The following is a 22848-nucleotide window of genomic DNA, read 5'->3' on the forward strand; positions in this document are numbered from 1 at the left end:
AGGATCCCATGACGATCACGATCGATGAGGGCCTCCTGCGCCGCATGGCGCGCGATGCGGCCGTCTACGGGTTGACCCGTCCGTGGGCCATCGTGATGTGGGTGGCGCTGGCCGCCGGCCTCGCGCTGAGCTTCCTGACGCTCGGCACAGGTGCAGCCGATGACGCCGATGCAGCGGCGTGGCTGCCCCTCGCCACGCTCGGGCTGGGCGTCGTCGCGGTCCTCGCGACCGTGTCGAGCGCCCGTCGCGCCGTGCGCACGGCTACTCCGCCGGGCACGGTGGTCTGGGCCCGGCTCGAGCCGGACACCCTGCAGATCGGGGCCGACCGCCGCGTGTCCGACATCCGCTACCGCGAGTTCGAGGGGATCCGGGTGGGCCGTGACGCCGTGATCCTGCGTATCCGCAACAGCACGGCGGTCACGGTCGTCCCCCGGGTGCTGCTGACGGACGACGACATCGCCCGGCTGAGACTCAGCGTCGCCTGACCGAACCCGTCAGGTCGATTCCGGCCCGTCAGGTCGATTCCGGGTCGTACGGCGGCGGGTTGTCCCGTGAGAAGTCGGGGCGGACGACCCGCGAATCCGGCTTCACGACGGCCGGCTCCGCGACCACGGGCGTCGGTGTGGCCCGAGCGGGGGTGTTGTCGTCCTCGAACAGCGCGTCGCGGATGATGCGCCGCGGGTCGTACTGGCGGGGATCGAGGCGGCGCCAGTCGACGTCGTCGATCTCGGGCCCCATCTCGTCGCGCACACGACTCTTGGTGTCGCGGAGGAACTCGCCTGCTCGGCGCGCGAGCTTGGCGACGCTCTCGGCATAGCGCGGCAGCCGCTCCGGTCCGACGAGCAGCACAGCGATCAGACCGATCAGCAGCAGCTTCTCGAAGGTGATCCCGAACTGCATCTCCCCAGGCTACCGCCGCGCCTGCCCGCCCGTCGCACGCCGAGCGCATACCCTGGGAGAACAGACCCCTGAGGCAGGAGATCCAGGCCATGAGCGAGAACGATGCGAACGCACGCTTCCTCCGTGAATCCATCGTCGAGCCGTCCTCGATCGCCCGTGCCCGCGCCCACGCCGTAGAGCTCGGGGCCGCGCCCCTCAGCGCCGCGCTCGGCTCGCAGATCGCCGTGCTCGCGGCGGCGACGGGTGCGCGTTCTATGGTCGAGATCGGCACGGGCGCCGGAGTCTCCGGACTGTGGCTGCTGCGCGGCGCCCCTCAGGCCGTGCTGACCTCCATCGACAACGAGCCCGAGCATCTGGCGGCCGCCCGTCAGGCGTTCGCGGACGCCCGCATCCCGGCCACCAAGGCGCGCTTCATCACGGGCCGGGCATCGGATGTCCTCCCCCGCATGAACGAGGCGTCGTACGACATCGTGCTCGTCGACGCCGACCCCGAGAACGTCATCGAGTACGTCGAGCACGGTCTGCGGCTCGTGCGGACGGGCGGCATGGTGCTCGTGCCGCGCGTGCTGGCCGGCGGTCGCGTCGCCGATCCCGTGCAGCGCGATGAGATCACCGCCGCCTACCGCTCCCTCGTGCAGGAGACCCAGGAGTCGGCCGCTGTCCTCGCGACCGTCTCCCCCGCGGCTGAGGGGCTGCTCCAGCTCCTCAGCATCGGCACCGACTGACGCGATCCCGGGCGACGCGGATACGCTGCGGATACGCGAAGAGGGCGACGGATCGCATCCGTCGCCCTCTTGCGGGTCCGCCTCAGAGCGGGCCAGAGTCGATCAGGCCGGCGCCACGACGGCTGCCAGCACGTCGTGGAGTTCCTTCGCCTCGGCGTCGTTCACGGAGACGACCAGACGGCCGCCGCCTTCGAGCGGGACGCGCACGATGATGAGTCGCCCTTCTTTCACGGCCTCCATGGGTCCGTCGCCGGTCCTCGGCTTCATCGCTGCCATCGTGGGCTCCTTTTCCTCCGGTGGTATGCGATCAGTTTATCGGGTGTCACTCGAACCTGAGCGTCGACCGTGAAGAAATGCATCAAGGATTAACAATCACGGAACCTGCCAGAACGTGTTCCCGAGGGCGTAGACGTGGAAGATCCACACCCATTGGCCCAGGATGCAGACGGCCAGCACGCCGAAGCGCCAAAGGCGCGAGCGCGGCACGGCGACCGCTCCCCACAGCGGACTGAGCGGCAGCAGGAGGCGGAAGGTGCTCGACTGCGGGAAGAAGACGGCTAGCAGGTACAGCAGGTAGCTCGCGCTCCACAGTCGCAGATCGGCGCCGAGCGCACGCACCTGCGGGAGGAGCAGCAGGGCCGCCCCGACGGCCACCACCATCAGCGCGAGCACGGTCGGCCCCCATTCCCCCGGCAGTCCCCACTGGGCGAACCAGAACGACGAGGACTGGATCCATCCTTCGAATGGGATGAACGTGTCCACACCGCCGGCGATCCAGTGCTGGCGCCAGGCCAGCTCGGTCGCGAGATACGCCCCGGGGTCTCCCGTCACGAGTGCGGCGATCCCCTGCCACGCGAAGCCGCAGGCCGTCGCGAGCGCGCCGAGCACGAGGATGTGCACGACCTCTCCGCGCGACAGCGGATCGTCGCGGCGATGCACCAGACGCAGGATGCCGTGCAGCCCGAGGTACAGCGCGAACGCGAGGATCCCCGGGCGGGTGAACGCCATGACGGGGATCAGCAGATACAGCCAGGCGTAGCGGCGCCGCGCGGTGGCGTCGAGCGCGAGGAACAGCAGAAGCAGGAACAGCGTCTCGGCGTACCCGACCTGGAACATCGCCGCGAGCGGCCCGAAGGCGAAGAACGCCACCGACCACATCGCCGCCGAGCGTCCGATGCGGTCCCGCAGCAGTCGATGCAGCGCGAGGCATGCGAGGTACCCGGCCCCGAAGGAGACGAGCAGTGCCCCCATGCCCCACGAGCCGAACACGAACCCCACGGCCTTCGCGACGAACGCGAAGACCGGCATGAACGCCCACGCGTTCTCCGCGACGTCACCGGAGTCGGTGAGCGGCAGCTCCGAGGGGTACCCGTTCTCGGCGACCAGCCAGTACCACTGCGCGTCCCAGCCGACGACGAAGTCGGCGAGTCCCGCGTCGGCGCCGAACCGCGACAGCGAGGTCGACTGCACGGCGGCGACGATCATGAGAGCGGTGGTCACGAGACGGGCCGCGACGTAGACGATCGCGATCCTTCCGGGCAGCGGGATGCCGGCCCAGCGGCGCGCGGCGGTCAGCGCGAGCTGAGCCATGCACGCAGTCCTCGCTCGACGGCGTCGATCTGCGCGACGGGCACGCGCTCCTCATCGTGGTGCGCGAGGTGCGGGTCGCCGGGGCCGTAGTTCACGGCGGGGATGCCCAGCGCCGAGAAGCGCGCGACGTCGGTCCAGCCGTACTTCGGGCGGGGCTCGGCGCCGACCGCGGCGACGAACTCCTGGGCGATCGGGGCGTCGAGACCGGGACGGGCGCCCTCGGCGGCATCCGTGATCTCGACGTCGAAGCCGGCCAGGAGGTTGCGGATGTGCGCTTCGGCGTCCGCCGCGGTCTTGCTCGGCGCGAACCGGTAGTTGACCTCGATCTCGCAGGCGTCGGGGATCACGTTGCCGGCCACTCCGCCGGAGATGCGCACGGCGCTCATGCTCTCGCGGTACAGCAGGCCCTCCACGGGCACCTCCCGCGCCCGGTACTCGGCCAGCCGGGCGAGGATCGGGGCGGCACGGTGGATCGCGTTCTCCCCGATCCAGGCGCGGGCGGCATGCGCGCGCACGCCCGAAGTGCGGACGATCGCCCGCATGGTGCCGTTGCAGCCGCCCTCGACCTCGCCGTTGGAGGGCTCGCCCAGGATCGCGAAGTCGGCCTGGAACAGGTCGGGGCGCACGGCGGCGAGCAGCGCGAGGCCGTTCTTGGATGCCTCGACCTCCTCGTTGTCGTACCACATCCAGGTGATGTCGACCGCAGGATCGGTGAGCTCGGCCGCGAGCTTGAGCTGCACCGCGACTCCCGCCTTCATGTCGACCGTGCCGCGCCCCCAGAGGTACGGCTCGCCGTCGATCTCGATGTCGCGCGTGGGGACGTTGTCGTTGATCGGCACCGTGTCGATGTGACCCGCGATCGCGACGCGCTGCGCGCGCCCGAGCTCCGTCCGGGCGCCGATCGTGTTGCCGTGCCTGATCACCTCGAGGTGGGGGTACGCCGATACCGCGTCCTCGATGAGGTCGGCGAGGGTCTTCTCGTCGCCGGACACGCTCGGGACGTCGCAGATCGCGCGGGTCAGATCAAGAGAGGACGCGGTCAGATCGAGCACCATCCCCCCAGCCTACTTACCGCGTCACGTGGACGTCAGCGCCCGGGCGGGGCGATAGCGTGGAGGCATGACTGAGGCGCGCACCGTATGGGGTACCGGACTTTCGACCATCGCCGCGGACGGCACCGCGCTGGACGCGTGGTTCCCCGAGGTGTCCACGACCGCTCCGACGCCCGGGGACGCGGCCGCCGCGCTGCTCACGCTGGATGCCGTCGCGGGGCCGGACGAGCGGCGGAACGTCACGGTCGAGACCGTGCAGCTGCACATCGACCTCGACGCGGCTCCTGCGTCGACCGCCGACGCCTACCTCCGACTGCACGCGCTGTCGCACCTCGTCGTGCGTCCGAACGAGGTGAACCTCGACGGGATCTTCGCGCATCTGCCGATCGTCGCCTGGACCAACGCGGGGCCCGTGCATCCCGACGACGCCGCGCGCCTGCGTCCGCTGCTGCAGCGGGCCGGCATCCAGGTGCAGGGCCTCGACAAGTTCCCGCGTCTGACCGACTACGTGCAGCCGACCGGGGTGCGCATCGCGGACGCCTCGCGCGTGCGCCTCGGCGCCTACCTCTCCCCTGGCACAACGGTCATGCACGAGGGCTTCGTGAACTTCAACGCCGGCACGCTCGGCGCGTCGATGGTCGAGGGCCGCATCTCCCAGGGCGTCGTGGTCGGCGATGGCAGCGACATCGGCGGCGGCGCATCCATCATGGGCACCCTGTCGGGTGGCGGCTCCCACCGTGTGTCGATCGGCGCCCGCACGCTGCTGGGCGCGAACGCCGGCATCGGCATCTCCCTCGGGGACGACTGCGTGGTGGAGGCGGGGCTCTACGTGACCGCCGGCACCAAGATCGTCGTCGCCGACGGTCCCGCGACAGCGGGCGGAGGACTGCCGACCGTCAAGGGCGCGGAACTGTCGGGCGAGAACGGCATCCTCTTCCGCCGCAACTCGCTGAGCGGCGCGGTCGAGGCAGTGCGCCGGGCAGGCGTGGGCGTGACCCTGAACGAGGCGCTGCACGCCTGAGCGCGCCGCTCAGCCTCGGCGGCCCCCGCACTGATATGCTGGGACCGTCATCCGGACGACCCGTCCGCTGATGTCGTCGTCGTCACGGGGTCTCCGAGGACCGAAACGAGCACGCGGAACGCTGCTCCCGTACCAGCCGCTGCTGGCCTTTCGCACGGCGAACCGATGCGCTCCCTGCGCCGTCGCCACCCCTCATCCAGAACCCTCGCGTGCGATCCGCCGTGCGCGCTGCCGGAGTAACCCCATGCCTTCCTTCCTCGATCTCGGCGTTCCCGCCGATCTCGCCGCCGTGCTCGCCGAGTCCGGCAAGACTGAAGCGTTCGCCATTCAGCGCGACACGCTCCCCGACTCCCTCGCCGGACGCGACCTCCTCGGTCGCGGACGCACGGGCAGCGGCAAGACCATCGCGTTCGCGCTCCCGCTCGTCGCGCGCCTCGCCGCCTCCGGCAAGAAGCGCCGCGCCGGCCTGCCCCGAGGTCTCGTCCTCGCGCCGACCCGCGAGCTCGCCACGCAGATCGCCGCGACCGTCGCTCCCCTCGCCGCCGCCGCCGGCCTCAAGGTCACGACGGTGTTCGGCGGCGTGAGCCAGCGTCCGCAGGAGCAGGCGCTGAACGGCGGTGTGGACATCGTCGTGGCGTGCCCTGGTCGCCTCGAGGACCTCATGAAGCAGAAGGTCGTGCGCCTGAGCGAGATCGAGGTCACCGTGCTCGACGAGGCCGACCACATGGCCGACCTCGGCTTCCTGCCCGGCGTCACCCGCATCCTCACCGCCACCCCGGCGGGCGGTCAGCGCCTGCTGTTCAGCGCCACCCTCGACCGAGGAATCGACACGCTCGCGCGCCGCTTCCTCGTGAACCCGGTGAGCCACGAGGTCGACGAGGCCAGCGTGCCGGTCGGCGAGATGACGCACCGCGTGCTCGTCGTGGACTCCACCGAGAACAAGACGACCCTGGTGCGCGACCTCGCCTCCGGCACCGGCCGGCGCATCCTCTTCACGCGCACGAAGCACCAGGCCAAGAAGCTCGCCAAGCAGCTCACCGCGGCGGGCATCCCGGCGGTCGACCTGCACGGCAACCTGTCGCAGAACGCCCGCGAGCGCAATCTCGGCGCCTTCTCGTCCGACCCGGACGACGGCGGTGTGCGCGTGCTCGTCGCGACCGACGTCGCGGCCCGCGGCGTGCACGTCGACAACGTCGACCTCGTGGTGCACGTCGACCCGCCCATGGAGCACAAGGCGTACCTGCACCGCTCCGGCCGCACTGCGCGTGCCGGCGCCGCCGGCACCGTCGTCACGGTCGTGCTCCCCGAGCAGCGCCGCGACGTGAAGGACCTGCTGCGCAAGGCCGCGATCAGCGCGCCCCTGGAGGACCTCACCTCGGCCGCCGTGACCGAGCTCGTGCCGGAGCGCGCCCCGCACGTGCGCCCCGCGCCCGTCCAGCAGCAGCAGCGTCAGGCGCCGAAGCAGCGTCCCGCCGGCGGAGAGCGGAACGGAGCAGCCACCCCACCTGCCCGTCGTCGCCGTCGCCCCCGTTCGGGTGGCCAGGGCGCTGCCCAGGGCGGCGGCGCCCGTCAGGGCGGCCGCGGACGCGGCGGTCAGGCGCGCTGACGCAGCGCCGACAGACGAGAAGAGCGGATGCCGTGACGGCATCCGCTCTTCTTGTTTCTGACGACGATGCGTCAGCGGGTCTGGAACGTGCGCTCCGCCGATCCCGTGTACAGCTGCTGCGGGCGGCCGATCTTGGTCTGCGGGTCGAGCTGCAGCTCGCGCCACTGGGCGAGCCAGCCGGGCAGGCGGCCGATCGCGAACAGCACGGTGAACATGCGCGTCGGGAAGCCCATCGCCTTGTAGATCACTCCGGTGTAGAAGTCGACGTTCGGGTACAGGCGACGCTCCTTGAAGTAGTCGTCTGCGAGCGCGATCTCCTCGAGCTCCTGCGCGAGGTCGAGCAGCGGGTCGGTGACGCCGAGCTCGGCCAGCACCTCGGCCGCGGCCTGCTTGACGAGCTTCGCGCGCGGGTCGTAGTTCTTGTACACCCGGTGCCCGAAGCCCATGAGCTTCACGCCTTCTTCCTTGTTCTTCACCCGCTCGACGAAGCGCGAGACGCTCTGACCCGAGTCGCGAATCTGTCCGAGCATCGTGAGCACGGCCTCATTCGCGCCGCCGTGGAGCGGACCGGAAAGGGCCTGGATGCCGGCCGAGATCGAGGCGAACTGGTTGGCGCCGGTCGATCCGACCAGACGCACGGTCGAGGTGGAGGCGTTCTGCTCGTGGTCCTCGTGGAGGATGAGCAGCAGCTCGAGCGCCTTCGACATCACCGGGTTGATCTCGTAGGGCTCGGAGTTGACGCCGAAGTTGAGCTTCAGGAAGTTCTCGACGAAGCCGAGCGAGTTGTCCGGGTAGAGGAACGCCTGTCCGACGCTCTTCTTGTGCGCGTACGCCGCGATCACCGGCAGCTTGGCCAGCATGCGGATCATGTTGAGCTCGACGTGCTCGGGGTTGTGGGGGTCGGTCTGACCCTCGTAGTAGGTCGAGAGCGCGGCGACCGCCGAGGAGAGCACCGACATCGGGTGCGCGGTGTGCGGGAGCGCCGAGAAGAAGCGCTTGAGGTCCTCGTGCAGCAGCGTGTGGCGGCGGATCTTCTCGTCGAACTCCGCGAGCTCCGCGGCGGAGGGAAGCTCGCCGTAGATGAGGAGCCAGGCGACCTCGAGGTAGCTCGTGTTGCCCGCGAGCTGCTCGATCGGGTACCCGCGGTAGCGCAGGATGCCCTTGTCGCCGTCGATGAAGGTGATCTCCGACTTGGTGGACGCCGTGTTGACGAAGCCGTAGTCGAGGCCCGTGTAGCCGGTCTGGCGGGTCAGGGTCGAGAAGTCGATGCTGTCGTACCCGGCGGTGCCGCGTACGAGAGGGAACTCGGCGGTGGTCTCGCCGATCGTCAGCGTCGCCTTCGCCTGCTGGTCTGCCGCTGCGCTCACGCGTGGGCCTCCTCTGGGGTCGTCATCAAGCCTTTTGTGGCGATGTCACGGCGTCGTGCGCCGAGCCGGATCGAGATCGTCGATACGCGACCGAATCGCTCCTACAGCCTAGTAGTCGCACCGGCCTACTGTGACAACCGACAAAACAATGACGGTCTGCCGGGTGTTTCCTACAGAGTCACGGACTGAAGACGGCGAGCGGCCTCGAGCACCCGCTCGGTCGGCGCCGTGAGCGCCAGTCGCACATGCTTGCCGGAGTGCGCGCCGTAGAAGGGACCGGGCCCCGCGAGGATGCCGAGATCCGCGAGCCGTCCCATGCTCGCCCAGGCATCCTCCCCCGCGGTCGCCCACAGGTAGAGACCCGCCTCCGAGCCGTCGATCCGGAAACCGGCAGCCTCGAGCGCGGGGCGCAGCGCATCGCGGCGCTCCCGGTACAGCTCCTTCTGCGCCGCCACGTGCTCGTCGTCGCCGAGGGCGACCGCCATGGCGTGCTGCACGGGGGCGGGCGGCATGAGGCCCAGGTGCTTGCGTGCGGTCAGCAGGTCGCCGACGATGCGCGCGCACCCCGCCAGGAACGCGGCGCGATAGCCGGCGAGGTTGGACTGCTTGCTCAGCGAGTACACGCTCAGCAGGTTCGCTCGGCTGCCGCCCGTCACCCGAGGGTCGAGGATCGACGGCACGGGCTCGCTCGCCCATCGGCCGTCCCAGCCCAGCTCCGCGTAGCACTCGTCGCTCGCGAGGACGGCGCCGAGTTCCCGAGCACGCACCACGGCCGCAGCCAGCTCCTCGACCGTCCAGGTGCGACCGTCGGGGTTGCCCGGGGTGTTGATCCAGATGAGCTTCGCACCCTCAGGCCACTCCGCCGGGTCATCCGCCGCGAGCGGCGTCGCTCCCACCACGCGCGCGCCGACCTCGTAGGTCGGGTAGGCGACGCGGGGGTGCACGACGATGTCGCCCTCCCCCAGGCCCAGCAGCGTCGGCAGCAGCGCGACCAGCTCCTTCGAGCCGATCGTGGGCAGCACGTTGTCGGTCGTGAGATCCTCGACGCCGCGGCGACGGGCGTACCAGGCGACGATCGCCTCGCGCAGCGAGGGGGTGCCCACCGTCTGCGGGTACGCGTGCGCGTCGGTGGCCTCGGCGAGTGCCCGGCGGATCAGCTCGGGCGTCGGATCGACCGGCGAGCCGACAGAGAGGTCGACGAGGCCCTGCGGATGCTGCGCCGCGCGCTCACGGTAAGGGACGACCGCATCCCAGGGGTAGTCGGCCAGGTCGTGGACGCTCACGGGCTACTCGCCCTGGGGCGGGAGCGCCGCGATGATGGGGTGATCGTGCGCGATCACGCCGACCTTGGCCGCACCACCGGGCGAGCCGACCTCGTCGAAGAACTCGACGTTGGCCTTGTAGTAGTCCTGCCATTCCTCGGGCAGGTCGTCCTCGTAGTAGATGGCCTCGACGGGGCACACGGGTTCGCACGCGCCGCAGTCCACGCATTCATCGGGGTGGATGTACAGCGAACGCTCACCCTCGTAGATGCAGTCAACGGGGCATTCGTCGATGCAGGCGCGATCCTTGACATCGACGCACGGAAGGGCGATCACATACGTCACCCCTCCAGTCTACGACCCGTGGCCTGTGCGCTCTCCCTGCGCGGGTCGCGGGACGACGCCGGGCACCTCGGTGATCGGGGCAGCCGGCGCCGTGTCCTCGGGGACGGATGCCGCGCCCGGCGCCTCGGTACGCACCGGTACGCGCGAGAGCGAGGGCCAGGCCACCACGAGGAGCACGAGACCCGCGACCAGGTAGATCCAGATCTGACCGCTCAGCGAATCCTGAACGACGATCGACCCACCGGGACCGACGCCGGAGATCAGGATGAGCATCCCGACCATGCCGAGTCCTGCCGCGAGCGCCGCGCCACGGTCGTGGGTGAGAGCCCGGATCGCGACGAGGATCGCGCCGCAGGCGATGGCGCCGACGATGAGCCCCGTGGGCACCGGGCCCCACGTCACGCTGTGGGCGATCGTCCCGGCGACGCCGAACACACCGCCGACCAGGGCCGCTGCCACCCACGACAGCACTCGGGAGATCCATCCGCTACGCACGCAACGATCCTACGCGGGCGGGAGCTGCACCCGTTCTCCGCCCTCTCAGCCGGCGAGACCGAACAGGCGCAGCAGGGCCGCCGTCACTGCTGCCGCGACGACCACCACGAGGAACGACTGCCGCAGCCACAGCAGACCCGCCGCGACGAGCACCGCGGGAACACGGGCGTCCACGATCACGGCCTGCCCGTCACCCAGCGTCTGCACCGCCACCAGCGCCGCGAGCAGTGCCACCGTGAGGAGGTCGGAGATGCGGGCGGGGCGTGGGCGCTCGAGCACCTTCGGCGGCACGAGGTAGCCGACCGCTTTGAGACCGAGGCAGATCACCGCAGCGAGCAGCACGGCGCTCCACACGCTCACCGGATCACCTCGGGCTGCGGTGCAGCGGGGTCCGCGTCACGGCCCAGCCAGTCGAACCATCCCACCAGGATCGCGACGCCGGCGGCCACGAGCACCGGCAGCCCCGGCATGAGCGCAGGGGTCAGGGCGGCCGCGACCACCGCCGCGGCGATGCCGACAGCGACCGCCTGGCGCTGCTTCAGGCGCGGCCACAGCAGCGCGAGGAAGGCCGCGGCCGCCGCCGCATCCAGCCCCCACGTCTTCGGGTCGCCCAGCACGTCACCCACGAGCGCGCCGATGAGCGTCGTGGCGTTCCACCCGAGGAAGATGCCGATGCCGGTGACCCAGAAGCCGACGCGCCGCAGACGAGGGTCGCTCTGCGACACCGCCACGGCCGTGGACTCGTCGATCGTGAAGTGGGCCGCGAGGACGCGGCGTCCCGCGGTCGTGCCGACGATGGGCGACATCCTCATGCCGTAGGCGACGTTGCGCACACCGAGCAGCACGGCCGAGGCGATCGCGGACGGCAGCGCGGCGACCCCGCCGGCCGCGAACACCCCGACGAACGCGAACTGCGACCCGCCGGTGAACATCAGCAGGCTCAGGACGCACGTCTGCCACACGTCGAGGCCGGAGGCGACGGCGAGCGCGCCGAAGGAGACGCCGTACGCACTGGTGGCGAGCACGACCCCGAGCGCTTCGCGCCACACCTCGCGTTCGGCGGTCACGCGAGCTCCGTTCGCTTCACTGAACACATGGTCATAATTCTGAACATTCGCGGATGGATAGTCAAGCGAACGATCGTTTGACATGATGAACGGATGGACGACCTCCGCACCCGCATAGCGCGCACCCTCCGACGAGAGCGCGAAGCCGCGGCGATCTCCGTCTCGGAACTCGCCCGACGTGCCGGGATCTCGAAGGCCACGGTCTCCCAACTCGAGTCCGGGGCCGCCAACCCCAGCGTCGAGACTCTGTGGGCTCTCGGCGTCGCGCTCGGCATCCCCTTCGCCGTCCTGGTGGATCAGCAGCAGAACGCACCGACCCTGATCCGGGCCGACGAGCTCGCGGGCGTCCCCTCCGCCGCCGCGGCCTACAGTGCGACGCTGCTCTCGGCGAGCCCGCCGGGAGCGCGCCGCGACCTGTACGTGATCACCGCGGAGCCCGGCGACCCACGCCGCTCCGACCCGCATCACGCCGGCACCACCGAGCACGTGATCCTCATCTCCGGCCAGGCTCACATCGGCCCTGTCGGCGCACCCGTTTTACTGAACCCCGGCGACTACCTTTCTTACCCCGGGGACGTGCCGCACGTGTTCGACGCGACCGTGGCAGGCACCCGCGCCGTACTCATCTCCGAGCTCCGCTGACCTCACTCCGAGCGAGTCGCGGGCGACGGATCGGGGATCTCGTCCGGCTTGTACCGCGGTAGACGCGAGGCAGGCAGGATTGCGATCGCGCTGATCCCCGCGAGGATCAGCAGCCCGAGACGCAGAGTGCCCAGGCGCGTCTGCTCGTTCACCTCGACGGCCGCGTCGATCTGCGCGGGTGTCGCGTCCGTCTGCGCGAGAACGGCACGCAGGTCGTCGTTGCTGATGAAGTTCACCTCGTCGAGGTCGACCTGTGCGACCAGCTCCGGCGGCAGCTCGGGATGCTCGACGACAGCGCGCGCCACTCCGAGACCGAGCAGCGACACGAGCAGCGCGCCGGCGACCGCCGTGCCGACCGCCGAGGCCAGATTCTGCGTGGTGCCGCGCAGCGATCCGACGTCGCCCGCCAGCTCGGAGGGGGCAGCGGTCACGAGCACGTTGAACACGAGGGTGACGAGCGCGCCCTGTCCGATCCCGAAGACCACGAGACCCAGGATCGTCGGCAGCGTCTCCCAGTTGTTGTCGACCACGAAGGAGAGCCAGACGAGCGCGGCTGTCGTCAGCACGAACCCGGCCACGCCGATCACGCGCGGCGGATAGCGGCGGTAGAACCGCACGACGAGCGTCGCCGTCACGAACACCGTGAGGTTGAACGGCATCATCGCGAGCGAGGTGTCGAACGGCGTGCGCCCCTGCACGATCTGGATGTACAGCGGGATCGTGAAGTTCACGCACGCCTCGAGCGCCACCACGATGAACATCGCGTACACGGCCGCGCGCTCGCGCGAGGAGTCGAGGACGCTGAGATCGATCAGTGGGACCTTGCCCTCCGCCATCCGCCGACGCGTCCACAGGAAGAACAGCTGACCGAGCACGACGCCCACCACGATGAACACCGGTGCAGGCGACAGTCCGAGGATGCTGAACGGCGCAGCCTCGGTCGCCGCGACGGCGCCCCACCCGTTGAGGTTGTTGAAGCCGAGGGTGAGCAGCACGATCGCCGCTCCGATCAGCAGGGAGGCGACGAGGTCGATGCGGATGGAGGCGTCGCCTCTGTCGCTGCGCAGCGTGAAGCTGAACGCGAAGACCACGACGGCGATACCGAGCACGATCGCGAACATCGGACGCCATCCGACCAGCGTCCCGAGCGTGCCCCCGATGAGGAACGCGGTGACTCCCGAGATCGCCCGCGCCGAGCCGATCGCCCCGATTGCCGTGGCCTGCTGCGTGCCGCGGTAGTTCTCGGCGATGAGCGCCACGATCGAGGGCACGATGATGGCCGCAGCCGCGCCCGCGACCGCCTGGCCCGCGATCGCCCACCCCACGCTCGGCGAGACGATCATGAGCACGGCGGACCCCGCGAAGAGCACGATGACGACGCGGAAGATCAGCACCCATCCGACCCTCTGCCCGAGCTTCGCTCCGGTCATCACGAGCGCGGCGACCGCGAGCCCGTACATCACGATCGTGGTGCTGGCGACGGTGGGCGGCACGCCGAACTCGCTCACGATGCCGCCCAAGGAGATCGGGAGGGCTGCGACGTTGAACGACATCAGCACCTGTGCCAGGAAAAGACTGATGAGCGGGAGCCAGGACTTCCTGACCTCGGTCGACGCCGTGTGTGCCATGCGGAGCTCCTCTGGGATGGTGGGGGATCTCAGTCCCCGGGGTGCTGCGCTGCAGCGGGCGCGGAGGCGAACAGGTTCAGCCCGAGGGACCGGGACAGATGTGCGATCGCGAGCTGCGCGCGCACCGAGTTGCCCGCGTGGTCGAGTCGCGGCGAGAACCCCGCGACGGCTCCTTTCCCGGGCGAGACCGCGACGATGCCGCCGGAGACGCCGGACTTCGCCGGGAGGCCGATCTCGAACAGCCACTCCCCCGAGCGTTCGTACAGCCCGGTGGCTGCGGCGACCGCGAGCGTGTCGCGACAGACCTCGGCCGACACGACCTGAGCCCCGGAGACCGGGTTGACCCCGCCGTCCGCCAAGGTCGCACCCATCACGGCGAGGTCGTGGGCGTCGACGAGGAGGGCGCACTGGCGCGTGTACACGTCGACGATCTCGTCAGGGTCCCCCTCCAGCCGTCCATAGCTGCGCAGCAGTCGCCCGATCGCGCGGTTGCGGTCGTTCGTGGCGGCTTCGGAGGCGTACACGGTGCCGTCCAGACTCAACGGGCGCCCCGCGAAAGCCGACAGCCCTTCCCGCAGGCGCTCCCACTGCTCGACCGCGGTCGCCCCCGGCATCAGGGCGGTCGTCGCGATCGCCCCGGCATTGACCATCGGGTTCATGGGGTGTCCGCCATTGAGCTCGAGCGCCATGACCGAGTTGAAGGCGAGACCGGTGTTGTTGACGCCGACGATCTCGCGCACCCGCTCGTGACCGTGCTCCTGGATCGCGAGGGCGTAGACGAAGAGCTTCGAGATCGACTGGATCGAGAAGGCATGGTCGGCGTCGCCGGCGTCGTGCACTCCGCCGTCGACCTCGATCAGCGCCAGTCCGAAGAGATCGGGGTCCACGGCAGCCAGGACGGGGATGTAGTCGGCGACGGTCCCCGTCCGGTCGTCGGCGTACCTGCCGTGCGCTTCGAGGACGAGTTCGTCGACGCGGGCCCAGCCGGGCAGCGCACCGGTGGACACGCTCTGGGGAACTCCCTGCAATGCTGTGGGATCCACGCGCCCTCCTCCGGATCGACGACGCCCCACCCGTCCTCCCTCACGGTAGTGCGGCGACGGCCCCCTGCCTAGGGGTCCGAGGACCGGAAGGCAGAGGGCCGTCGAGGGCGGTGTGAGAACTCAGTACCAGTTCGAGGCCTGCGAGTGCCCCCAGGCGCTGCATGGCGAGCCGTACGCACGGTCGATGTAGCCGAGGCCCCAGGCGATCTGAGTCGCCGCGTTGGTCTGCCAATCGCTGCCGGCCGAGGCCATCTTGCTGCCGGGGAGAGCCTGCGGGATGCCGGTGGCGCCGCCGTTCTTGTTGTACGCCTGGTAGTTCCAGCCGGACTCCTTGGTCCACAGCGAGTTCAGGCAGGAGAACTCGCCGTCGCCCCAGCCGTACTGGCTCGACATCATCTGCCGCGCCGTGGCCTTGGCGCCCTCGACCGTGTTGGCCTGGGCGAGGGCGGCCGCAGCCGCGGCCGCCTGCTCCTCCGCGACCTTGCGCTGCTGGGCGGCGGCGTACGCCTGCTGCAGCGCGGCGGTCTCGGCGACGATCTCGTCGGTCCCGGTGACGGTGTAAGCCGTCAGGCTCGTGACCTCGCGCGCCGACAGGTCGTCGCGGTCGCCGAGGCGGTCGATCCACGCGGTCAGATCGGTCGTGTCGACGGCAGCCGGCGCTCCGGCGAGGTCGAGACCGGAGGCTGCGACCTCGGAGCTGAGTGCGGTGGCCGCGGACATGGCGTCCTCGGCGAGGGAGATCGTGATGGCCGAGTCATCGACCGACTTGCCGGTCGGCTGCGGCGAGCCGGTCACGAAGGATGTGACGTCGGCGACGGCATCCGGGATCTCGGCGCCTGCGGCCGGAGCCGAGACCAGGCCGACGGTGAGAGCGGCGCCGACGACGCCGGCGGCGACGGTGCCGAAGATCCACTTCGGACGTCGCGAGGTGACCGCGGCACGCGCTTCGGCCACGTCGGAGGCGCGCCGGAGCGCGCGGGTGTTCTGCAACATGGGTAATCGACTTTCGGGTCGTCGTGCGCCCTCCGCGGGACCCTCATCGGGAGTCGATCCCGGGCGCAAGGTAACGATTCTGCAACATCGACCCTGGATGCTTCATGAGAGAGGGCCCCGCCCCGTCGATCTCGACGGTGCGGGGCCCTCTCAGGACCTGCGTATACCCAGGCTCAGGCGTTGGCGTCCTGGCGCTTCAGGCGCGCGGTCTCGCGGGCACGGGTGTTCGCGTCCAGGTTGACCTTGCGGATGCGCACGCTCTCCGGCGTGACCTCGACGCATTCGTCGTCGCGCGCGAATTCGAGGCTCTCCTCGAGCGTCAGCACGCGCGGCGGCGTCATCGACTCGAAGTTGTCGGCCGTGGCCGAACGCATGTTGGTGAGCTTCTTCTCCTTGGTGATGTTCACGTCCATATCGTCGGCGCGCGAGTTCTCGCCGATCACCATGCCCTCGTATACCTCGGCGGTCGGCTGCACGAAGAACGACATGCGCTCCTGCAGGGCGATGATCGCGAACGGCGTGACCACACCGGAGCGGTCGGCGACGATGGAGCCGTTCTGGCGCGTCGTGATCTGTCCGGCCCAGGGCTCGTAGCCGTGGGAGATCGCGTTCGCGATGCCCGTGCCGCGGGTGGTGGTGAGGAACTCGCTGCGGAAGCCGATCAGACCGCGGGAGGGGACGATGAACTCCATGCGCACCCAGCCGGTGCCGTGGTTGGTCATGTTCTCCATGCGGCCCTTGCGGTTCGCGAGGAGCTGCGTGATCGCGCCGAGGTGCTCCTCCGGCGTGTCGATCGTGAGGTGCTCGAAGGGCTCGTAGGTCTTGCCGTCGATCTTCTTGGTGACCACCTGTGGCTTGCCCACCGTGAGCTCGAAGCCTTCGCGACGCATGTTCTCGACGAGGATGGCGAGAGCGAGCTCGCCGCGGCCCTGCACCTCCCACGCATCCGGGCGGCCGATGTCGACGACCTTGAGCGAGACGTTTCCGATGAGTTCGCGGTCGAGACGGTCCTTGACCATGCGGGCGGTGAGCTTGTGCCCCTTGACCTTGCCCATGAGGGGCGAGGTGTTGGTGCCGATCGTCATCGAGATGGCGGGGTCGTCGACCGTGATGGCCGGCAGCGGACGCACATCCTCGGGGTCGGCGATCGTCTCGCCGATCGTGATGTTCTCGAAGCCGGCGATCGCGACGATGTCGCCGGGGCCGGCGGACTCGGCGGGGTAGCGCTCGAGCGCACGGGTCTTGAGCAGCTCCGTGATGCGGGCGTTGCTCGTCGTGCCGTCCGAGCGCACCCAGGCGACCGTCTGGCCCTTCTTGAGCGTGCCGTTGAAGACGCGCAGCAGCGCGAGACGACCGAGGAACGGGCTCGAGTCGAGGTTCGTGACCCACGCCTGCAGCGGGGCCTCGTCGTCGTAGGACGGCGCCGGGACGTGCTCCAGGATCGCGCCGAACAGCGGCTCGAGGTCGTCGTTGTCGGGCAGCGAGCCGTCGGCGGGACGGTTCAGCGAGGCCGCGCCGGCGCGGCCGGACGCGTAGACCACCGGCACGTCGAGCAGCGCGTCGACGTCGAGGTCGGGCACGTCGTCGACGAGGTCGGAAGCCAGGCCGAGGAGCAGATCGTGCGCCTCCTCCTCGACCTCGGCGATGCGGGCGTCGGGGCGGTCGGTCTTGTTGACCAGGAGGATCACGGGGAGCTTGGCCTCGAGCGCCTTGCGCAGCACGAAGCGGGTCTGCGGCAGCGGACCCTCGCTCGCGTCGACGAGCAGCACGACGCCGTCGACCATGGAGAGGCCTCGCTCGACCTCGCCGCCGAAGTCGGCGTGGCCGGGGGTGTCGATCACGTTGATCGTGATCTCCTCGCCGTTCGCGTGGGCACCCTTGTAGGTGATCGCGGTGTTCTTCGCGAGGATCGTGATGCCCTTCTCGCGCTCCAGGTCGTTGGAGTCCATCGCGCGCTCGTCGACGTGGGCGTGTTCGCCGAACGAGCCCGTCTGACGCAGCATGGCGTCGACGAGAGTGGTCTTGCCGTGGTCGACGTGGGCGACGATTGCGACGTTGCGGAGGTCAGAGCGAAGGGCGTGCGCCATGCAAGTGTCCTAAAAGAGTGTGGGTTTTCGCCGGGAAGCCGACATTCCAGGTTACCGTACGCGCACGGCTGGTTCCTGAGCACGAGAAGTACGATCGGGAGCGTGACGGCCGCTGATCTCTCCCCCTCCCCCTCGCGCTCCCGACTCTGGTGGGAGATCGCGATCGTGCTGGCCCTCGGGCTGGGGCAGTCCGCGGTGTACGCGATCGTCCAGCTCGCCTACCGGCTGACCGACACCACGCCGCTCGCCGACCAGACCGCGACGCTCAACCCCTCACGCAGCGACCGCGAGGTGTTCGACCTGATCTACCAGATCCTGTCGATCGGCTTCTCGATCGTGCCGGTCCTGCTCGTCTGCTTCCTGCTGTGGCAGTCGCGACGTCCGCACCTCGAGCGACTGGGGCTCGACGGCAGGAGGATCGGATCGGATGCCGGGCGCGGCGTCCTGCTCGTGCTCGCGATCGGCATCCCCGGACTCGGCCTGTACATCGTCGGGCGGGCGCTGGGGTGGTTCGTGGCGGTCAACCCCGCCGGCCTCGATGCGCACTGGTGGACCGTCCCCGTGCTGCTGCTCGCCGCTGCGCGCGCGTCGATCCAGGAGGAGTTCGTGGTGCTCGGCTACCTGTTCGCGCGGCTCCGCCAGCTGGGCTGGGGGCCGTGGCCGATCATCGTGGCCACGTCCCTGCTGCGCGCGAGCTATCACCTGTACCAGGGTCCCGGTGCGTTCGTCGGCAACCTCGCGATGGGACTGCTGTTCGGTTGGCTCTTCCAGCGCTCAGGCCGCCTGATGCCGTTCCTCGTCGCGCACTTCCTGATCGACGCGACCGTGTTCGTGGGCTACCCGTGGGCTGCCGCGACATGGCCCGACCTCTTCGGGCTCCCGGGCTGAGCGAGAGTCGGGTCAGCTGCCGGCGATCAGCACCGCTGCGGCCGCCCAGACCACGATGAGACCGAGCGCGACGAGGGCCGCGAGGTCCCAGGTGCGCGTGATCGGAGCATCCGCGCCGAGGCCGGCCGCCTCCCAGCGGTCGCGGATCTCTGTGAGGTCGGCGATGCCGGTCGGGACCTTCGCCTCCTCGTCTCCGGTCGGGCGACGCACCGGCCTCGCACGCGCCGGGCCGCCGTAGCAGGTGACGTCACGACCGTCGTCGAGCGAGAACACGAGCTGCCAGCGCAGGTCGATGTCGCGCACGCGGTTCCATCCGAAGGACGTGCGACGGAGCATGTTCTGCACGGTCGCGCCACGCTCGTCGATCCGGACGACCGAGACGAAGGCGATCTCGTAGACCACCCACAGTCCGAGCAGCACCCAGGGGGCGAGCAGGAGCATCTGTCCCCACCCTGCGCGCACGACGGCATCGCCGAGGAGGAACAGCGCGAGGAGCGAGCACAGCACCAACGAGACGGGCCCGGAGACCGCGCGGAAAGTCCGCACGGCTCCGGGCCGGGAGTCCTGCGACACGGTCAGTGACCGCCCAGGGTGATCGATGCGCCGGGGATCGCCTGCAGAAGGCGCTCGGTGTACTCCTGCTGCGGGTTGGCGAAGATCTCGTCGACCGTGCCCTGCTCAACGATCCTGCCCTTCTCCATCACGCACACGAGGTCGCTTGACACGCGAACGACTGCGAGGTCGTGCGTGATGAACAGGTACGTGAGTCCCAGCTCCGACTGCAGTTCCGCGAGCAGCCGCAGCACCTGGTCCTGCACGAGCACGTCGAGAGCGGAGACCGCCTCGTCGAGCACGATGATGTCGGGCTTGAGCGCCAGGGCGCGGGCGATCGCGACACGCTGACGCTGACCGCCCGACAGCTCGTTCGCATACCGGGTCGCGAGCGCGCGAGGCAGCGCGACCTGATCGAGCAGTTCCTCGACGCGCTCGCGACGTGAGGCGCGATCGCCGACCCCGTGGATCTGCAGCGGTTCGGCGATCGTGTTGCCGATGTTGCGCAGCGGATCCAGCGAACCGTACGGATCCTGGAAGACGGGCTGCATGCGACGGCGGAGACCGAAGGCCTGAGCGTTCGACAGGTTCGACACGTCCTGACCGTCGATCTCGATCGTTCCCGCGGTCGGGTCCTCGAGCTTGAGCACCATCTTGGCGACGGTGGACTTGCCCGATCCGGATTCACCCACCAGCGCGAGCGTCTTGCCGCGCGGGATCTCGAAGGACACGTCGTCCACGGCGCGGAAGTCCTCGCTGCGGAATCCGCCCTGGCGGATCTTGTAGTCCTTCGTGAGCCCGGCCACGCGAACCGTCGGTGGGATGTCCGCGAGGTCCTCGAGCGTCTCGATCCCGCGATCCTCCACGACGGCCTGGATACGCTGCGACGCCACGCTGGGCGCCGCCGCGACGAGCCGCTTGGTGTACGGATGCTGCGGGTTCTCGAGGATCTCCCGGCTGGGGCCCGCCTCGACGATGTTGCCGCCGTTCATCACGATGATCTTGTCCGCGCGCTCGGCCGCGAGGCCGAGGTCGTGCGTGATCAGGAGCACCGAGGTGCCCTTGTCGCGCGTGAGCGACGCCATGTGGTCGAGGATGACCCGCTGCACCGTCACGTCGAGGGCCGAGGTCGGCTCGTCGGCGATCAGGAGCTTCGGATCGGCAGCGAGCCCGATCCCGATCAGCGCGCGCTGGCGCATGCCGCCCGAGAACTGATGCGGGAACTGGTGCAGTCGACGCTCGGCGTCGGCGAGCCCGGCCTGCTGCAGGACCTCGACCGCCCTGGCCTTGACGGCCTGGCGTCCCTGGGCGATGCCGTTCGCGCGGATCGCCTCCTTGACCTGGAAGCCGATGCTCCACACGGGGTTGAGGTTCGACATCGGGTCCTGCGGCACGAAGCCGATGTCCCGGCCGCGGACCGCCTCGATATCGCGACGGCCGAGCTTCGTCAGCTCCCGCCCCTCGAGCGTGATCGATCCGCCGGTGACCTGACCGGTCCCGGGCAGCAGGTTGACGATCGCCGTGGCGGTCGTCGACTTTCCGGAGCCCGACTCGCCGACGATCGCAACCGTCTCGCCGGGGAGGATGTCGAAGCTCACGCCATGCAGAACCTCGCGCAATCCCTCCTGCGTGCGGAAGGCGACCTTGAGGTCGCGGATGCTCAGCAGCGGGACCTGTTCGGTGATTCGCTCGCTCATCGGCGTGCCCTCGCCTTCGGGTCGAGGGCGTCTCGGATGAGCTCGCCCAGAGTGACGAACGCGAGCACCGCGAGGGTGAGCGCGATCGACGGATAGATGAGGGCCATCGGCGCGACGCGCAGCGAGGCCTGGGCCTTGCCGATGTCAAGCCCCCACGACATCACGCCGCTGCCGAGACCCACCCCGAGGAACGACAGAGTCGCCTCGGCGACGATCGCAGCCGCGAGGCCGAGGGTCGACACCACGAGCAGAGGCGCGATCGCGTTGGGGATGACGTGGTTCAGGAGGATCTTGAACTTCGACTGCCCCAGAGCCTGAGAGGCCATGACGAAATCGGCCTGGCGCACACGGAGCACCTCCGCTCGCACGACACGAGCTGTGGATGCCCACGCGAAGCCGCCGATCGCGAACGCGAGCGTCCACACCGAGCGCGAGTCACGGAACACCGTCATCACGACCACGGCCGCGAGGATGTACGGGATCGCGAAGAAGATGTCTCCGATGCGCGACAGGATCGAGTCGAGCCACCCGCCGTAGAAGCCCGCGAGAGCGCCCATGATCAGTCCCAGGATCGACGAGATCACTGTGGCGATCAGGCCGACCGCCAGGGACGTCTGCGATCCCCAGACGATGCGGGCGTAGATGTCGCACCCCTGGAAGGTGAAGCCGAGGGGATGCCCGTCGGCCGGTCCGCCGTTGCTGTTCGAGAGCTGGCAGTCGTCGTTCGGCGGCGTGGCTGTGAACAGCGTCGGCCACAACGCCATCACGAGGAAGAACAGCGCCAGCACGACCGAGAACCAGAACAGCGGACGGCGACGCAGGTCGTGCCAGGCATCGCGCCAGAGGTTGCTGGGCTTGTCCGAGATCCGGACGGCGTCGACCGCGATCGACTCCGTCTCGACGGCGGCCACGTAGTGATTCTGAGAGGTGGGATCAGGCATAGCGAATCCTCGGGTCGAGCAGACCGTAAAGCAGGTCGATGAATAGGTTCACCAGCACGTACAGGATGACGAAGACCGTCACGAACGAGACGACGGTCGGTCCTTCGCCGCGCTGGATCGCCTGGAAGAGCGTGTTTCCGACACCGGGCACGTTGAAGATGCCCTCGGTGACGGTCGCGCCCACCAGCAGCACGCCGAAGTTCGTGGCGGAGTTGGTGATGACCGGGATGAGGGAGTTGCGCAACACGTGAACCGGCAGCACCCGCGAGCGCGAGAGGCCCTTGCTGTACGCGGTGCGCACCCAGTCCTGGTTGAGCGTGTCGATGACCGAGCTGCGCATCAGGCGCATACTCACTGCGTAGAGGCTGAAGCCGAGCACGATCGCCGGGAGCCAGAGCCCACCCCAGCCGTTGTCGGCGCCGACCGTCGGTTTGAACCACCCCCATTGGATGGCCAAGAAGTATTGGGCGAGGAACGAGATGACGAAGATCGGGATCGCGATCGCGACGAGGGCCACGACAAGCGAGACGTTGTCGAAGATCTTGCCCTTGCGCAGCGCGGAGATCGTGCCGATGATGATCGCCAGCGTGAACTCGATGGCGATCGCCATGACGGCGAGGCGACCCGTTACCGGCAGAGTCGCCGCGAGCACGGCGGAGACGGGGCGACCGGAGTAGGTCATGCCGAGGTCTCCCTGGAACACGCCAGCGATGTAGTAGCCGTACTGCACGATGAACGGCTCGTTCAGGTGGTACTGCTCGCGCAGCTGCGTGACGACCGCCGGGCTCGGCGTCTTGTCGCCGAACAGGGCGAGGATCGGGTCGCCGGGCATGGCGAACACCAGGAAGTAGATGAGCAGGGTGGCCCCGAAGAAGACCGGGATCACCTGCAGAAGACGTCTCAGGATGTAACCGAGCATCCGCTGTCCCTTCTGAGGGGCGAAGAAA

General features: G+C 69.4%; 24 protein-coding genes. 6 read left to right on the forward strand and 18 right to left on the reverse strand.

The features are described 5' to 3' along the window. The first annotated feature begins 8 nt into the window (after nucleotides 1–8). Entirely contained in the window at nucleotides 9–485 is a 477-nt protein-coding gene (locus AKH00_RS04255) for a hypothetical protein (protein WP_050721423.1), read from the forward strand. 28 nt (nucleotides 486–513) lie between these two features. Here the strand turns inward: AKH00_RS04255 and AKH00_RS04260 are convergent, their stop codons facing one another. Beyond that, nucleotides 514–900, reverse strand: coding sequence for a twin-arginine translocase TatA/TatE family subunit (locus AKH00_RS04260; protein WP_050721424.1), 387 nt, complete (start codon nucleotides 898–900; stop codon nucleotides 514–516). An 89-nt stretch (nucleotides 901–989) separates the two neighbouring features. Between AKH00_RS04260 and AKH00_RS04265 the strand changes: the two genes are divergently transcribed. After that, on the forward strand, nucleotides 990–1625 hold the full coding sequence (locus AKH00_RS04265; RefSeq protein WP_050721425.1) for an O-methyltransferase: 636 nt from the start codon (nucleotides 990–992) through the stop codon (nucleotides 1623–1625). A gap of 102 nt (nucleotides 1626–1727) precedes the next feature. Here the strand turns inward: AKH00_RS04265 and AKH00_RS17575 are convergent, their stop codons facing one another. From AKH00_RS17575 to dapE, 3 genes are all read right to left on the reverse strand, one after another. Further along, on the reverse strand, nucleotides 1728–1901 hold the full coding sequence (locus tag AKH00_RS17575) for a DUF3117 domain-containing protein (protein WP_017203323.1): 174 nt from the start codon (nucleotides 1899–1901) through the stop codon (nucleotides 1728–1730). A 96-nt stretch (nucleotides 1902–1997) separates the two neighbouring features. Then, nucleotides 1998–3215: a hypothetical protein gene (locus AKH00_RS04270; protein ID WP_050721426.1), complete on the reverse strand. Its 1218-nt coding sequence runs from the start codon at nucleotides 3213–3215 to the stop codon at nucleotides 1998–2000. Next, nucleotides 3197–4270 carry a succinyl-diaminopimelate desuccinylase gene (gene dapE, locus AKH00_RS04275; protein WP_050721427.1) on the reverse strand — a complete coding sequence of 358 codons (1074 nt, stop codon included), beginning with the start codon at nucleotides 4268–4270 and terminating at the stop codon, nucleotides 3197–3199. Before dapE ends, AKH00_RS04270 begins: the two co-directional genes overlap by 19 nt. A gap of 64 nt (nucleotides 4271–4334) precedes the next feature. Here dapE and dapD point away from each other — a divergent pair, with 64 nt between their 5' ends. Together dapD and AKH00_RS04285 are read left to right on the forward strand one after the other, a co-directional pair. Then, the gene (gene dapD / locus AKH00_RS04280; protein ID WP_050721428.1) at nucleotides 4335–5288 is read left to right on the forward strand and encodes a 2,3,4,5-tetrahydropyridine-2,6-dicarboxylate N-succinyltransferase; all 954 of its coding nucleotides are present in this window, start codon (nucleotides 4335–4337) and stop codon (nucleotides 5286–5288) included. A gap of 244 nt (nucleotides 5289–5532) precedes the next feature. Further along, complete coding sequence (locus AKH00_RS04285; RefSeq protein WP_050721429.1) at nucleotides 5533–6894, forward strand: DEAD/DEAH box helicase; 1362 nt, start codon at nucleotides 5533–5535, stop codon at nucleotides 6892–6894. A gap of 71 nt (nucleotides 6895–6965) precedes the next feature. On the opposite strand, the gene AKH00_RS04290 is transcribed toward AKH00_RS04285, so the two are convergent. The 6 genes from AKH00_RS04290 to AKH00_RS04315 all read right to left on the reverse strand — a co-directional run bounded on the left by AKH00_RS04290 (nucleotide 6966) and on the right by AKH00_RS04315 (nucleotide 11430). Further along, the gene (locus AKH00_RS04290; protein ID WP_082297390.1) at nucleotides 6966–8261 is read right to left on the reverse strand and encodes a citrate synthase; all 1296 of its coding nucleotides are present in this window, start codon (nucleotides 8259–8261) and stop codon (nucleotides 6966–6968) included. Nucleotides 8262–8431: 170 nt separating this feature from the next. After that, nucleotides 8432–9544 carry a succinyldiaminopimelate transaminase gene (gene dapC / locus AKH00_RS04295; protein WP_050721430.1) on the reverse strand — a complete coding sequence of 371 codons (1113 nt, stop codon included), beginning with the start codon at nucleotides 9542–9544 and terminating at the stop codon, nucleotides 8432–8434. Nucleotides 9545–9547: 3 nt separating this feature from the next. Beyond that, complete coding sequence (fdxA, locus tag AKH00_RS04300) at nucleotides 9548–9868, reverse strand: ferredoxin (protein WP_050721431.1); 321 nt, start codon at nucleotides 9866–9868, stop codon at nucleotides 9548–9550. A 9-nt stretch (nucleotides 9869–9877) separates the two neighbouring features. Continuing rightward, complete coding sequence (locus AKH00_RS04305) at nucleotides 9878–10363, reverse strand: histidinol dehydrogenase (RefSeq protein WP_235556687.1); 486 nt, start codon at nucleotides 10361–10363, stop codon at nucleotides 9878–9880. Between the two features lie 45 nt (nucleotides 10364–10408). Further along, on the reverse strand, nucleotides 10409–10723 hold the full coding sequence (locus AKH00_RS04310; protein WP_050721432.1) for an AzlD domain-containing protein: 315 nt from the start codon (nucleotides 10721–10723) through the stop codon (nucleotides 10409–10411). Then, nucleotides 10720–11430 (reverse strand): AzlC family ABC transporter permease, encoded by a 711-nt coding sequence (locus AKH00_RS04315; RefSeq protein ID WP_050721433.1) that lies wholly within the window; start codon nucleotides 11428–11430, stop codon nucleotides 10720–10722. Before AKH00_RS04315 ends, AKH00_RS04310 begins: the two co-directional genes overlap by 4 nt. 93 nt (nucleotides 11431–11523) lie before the next feature. Here AKH00_RS04315 and AKH00_RS04320 point away from each other — a divergent pair, with 93 nt between their 5' ends. Next, on the forward strand, nucleotides 11524–12072 hold the full coding sequence (locus tag AKH00_RS04320) for a helix-turn-helix domain-containing protein (RefSeq protein WP_050721434.1): 549 nt from the start codon (nucleotides 11524–11526) through the stop codon (nucleotides 12070–12072). Between the two features lie 2 nt (nucleotides 12073–12074). Here the strand turns inward: AKH00_RS04320 and AKH00_RS04325 are convergent, their stop codons facing one another. The 4 genes from AKH00_RS04325 to typA all read right to left on the reverse strand — a co-directional run bounded on the left by AKH00_RS04325 (nucleotide 12075) and on the right by typA (nucleotide 17823). Then, a complete protein-coding gene (locus AKH00_RS04325; protein WP_050721435.1) occupies nucleotides 12075–13700 on the reverse strand; it encodes an MFS transporter in 1626 nt (541 codons plus the stop codon). A gap of 29 nt (nucleotides 13701–13729) precedes the next feature. After that, nucleotides 13730–14743, reverse strand: coding sequence for a glutaminase A (gene glsA, locus AKH00_RS04330; protein WP_050721436.1), 1014 nt, complete (start codon nucleotides 14741–14743; stop codon nucleotides 13730–13732). 120 nt (nucleotides 14744–14863) lie between these two features. Continuing rightward, nucleotides 14864–15736, reverse strand: coding sequence for a hypothetical protein (locus AKH00_RS04335; RefSeq protein ID WP_050721437.1), 873 nt, complete (start codon nucleotides 15734–15736; stop codon nucleotides 14864–14866). Nucleotides 15737–15909: 173 nt separating this feature from the next. After that, nucleotides 15910–17823, reverse strand: coding sequence for a translational GTPase TypA (typA, locus tag AKH00_RS04340; RefSeq protein WP_050721438.1), 1914 nt, complete (start codon nucleotides 17821–17823; stop codon nucleotides 15910–15912). Nucleotides 17824–17925: 102 nt separating this feature from the next. On the opposite strand from typA, the gene AKH00_RS04345 reads away from it, so the two are divergent. Continuing rightward, a complete protein-coding gene (locus AKH00_RS04345; RefSeq protein WP_235556688.1) occupies nucleotides 17926–18711 on the forward strand; it encodes a CPBP family intramembrane glutamic endopeptidase in 786 nt (261 codons plus the stop codon). A gap of 12 nt (nucleotides 18712–18723) precedes the next feature. Here AKH00_RS04345 and AKH00_RS04350 read toward each other — a convergent pair whose 3' ends face one another. Genes AKH00_RS04350 through AKH00_RS04365 form a run of 4 tightly spaced genes read right to left on the reverse strand, consistent with a single transcriptional unit; the run spans nucleotide 18724 to nucleotide 22820 of the window. Next, complete coding sequence (locus AKH00_RS04350) at nucleotides 18724–19284, reverse strand: hypothetical protein (RefSeq protein WP_050721439.1); 561 nt, start codon at nucleotides 19282–19284, stop codon at nucleotides 18724–18726. Between the two features lie 2 nt (nucleotides 19285–19286). Next, the gene (locus tag AKH00_RS04355) at nucleotides 19287–20960 is read right to left on the reverse strand and encodes a dipeptide ABC transporter ATP-binding protein (protein ID WP_050721440.1); all 1674 of its coding nucleotides are present in this window, start codon (nucleotides 20958–20960) and stop codon (nucleotides 19287–19289) included. After that, nucleotides 20957–21901 (reverse strand): ABC transporter permease, encoded by a 945-nt coding sequence (locus AKH00_RS04360; RefSeq protein ID WP_050721441.1) that lies wholly within the window; start codon nucleotides 21899–21901, stop codon nucleotides 20957–20959. Before AKH00_RS04360 ends, AKH00_RS04355 begins: the two co-directional genes overlap by 4 nt. Further along, the gene (locus tag AKH00_RS04365; protein ID WP_050721442.1) at nucleotides 21894–22820 is read right to left on the reverse strand and encodes an ABC transporter permease; all 927 of its coding nucleotides are present in this window, start codon (nucleotides 22818–22820) and stop codon (nucleotides 21894–21896) included. The genes AKH00_RS04360 and AKH00_RS04365 overlap by 8 nt, the downstream gene beginning before the upstream one ends. Nucleotides 22821–22848 lie beyond the last annotated feature (28 nt).

The organism is Microbacterium sp. GCS4, from assembly GCF_001262495.1.
Classification (GTDB): Bacteria; Actinomycetota; Actinomycetes; order Actinomycetales; family Microbacteriaceae; genus Microbacterium.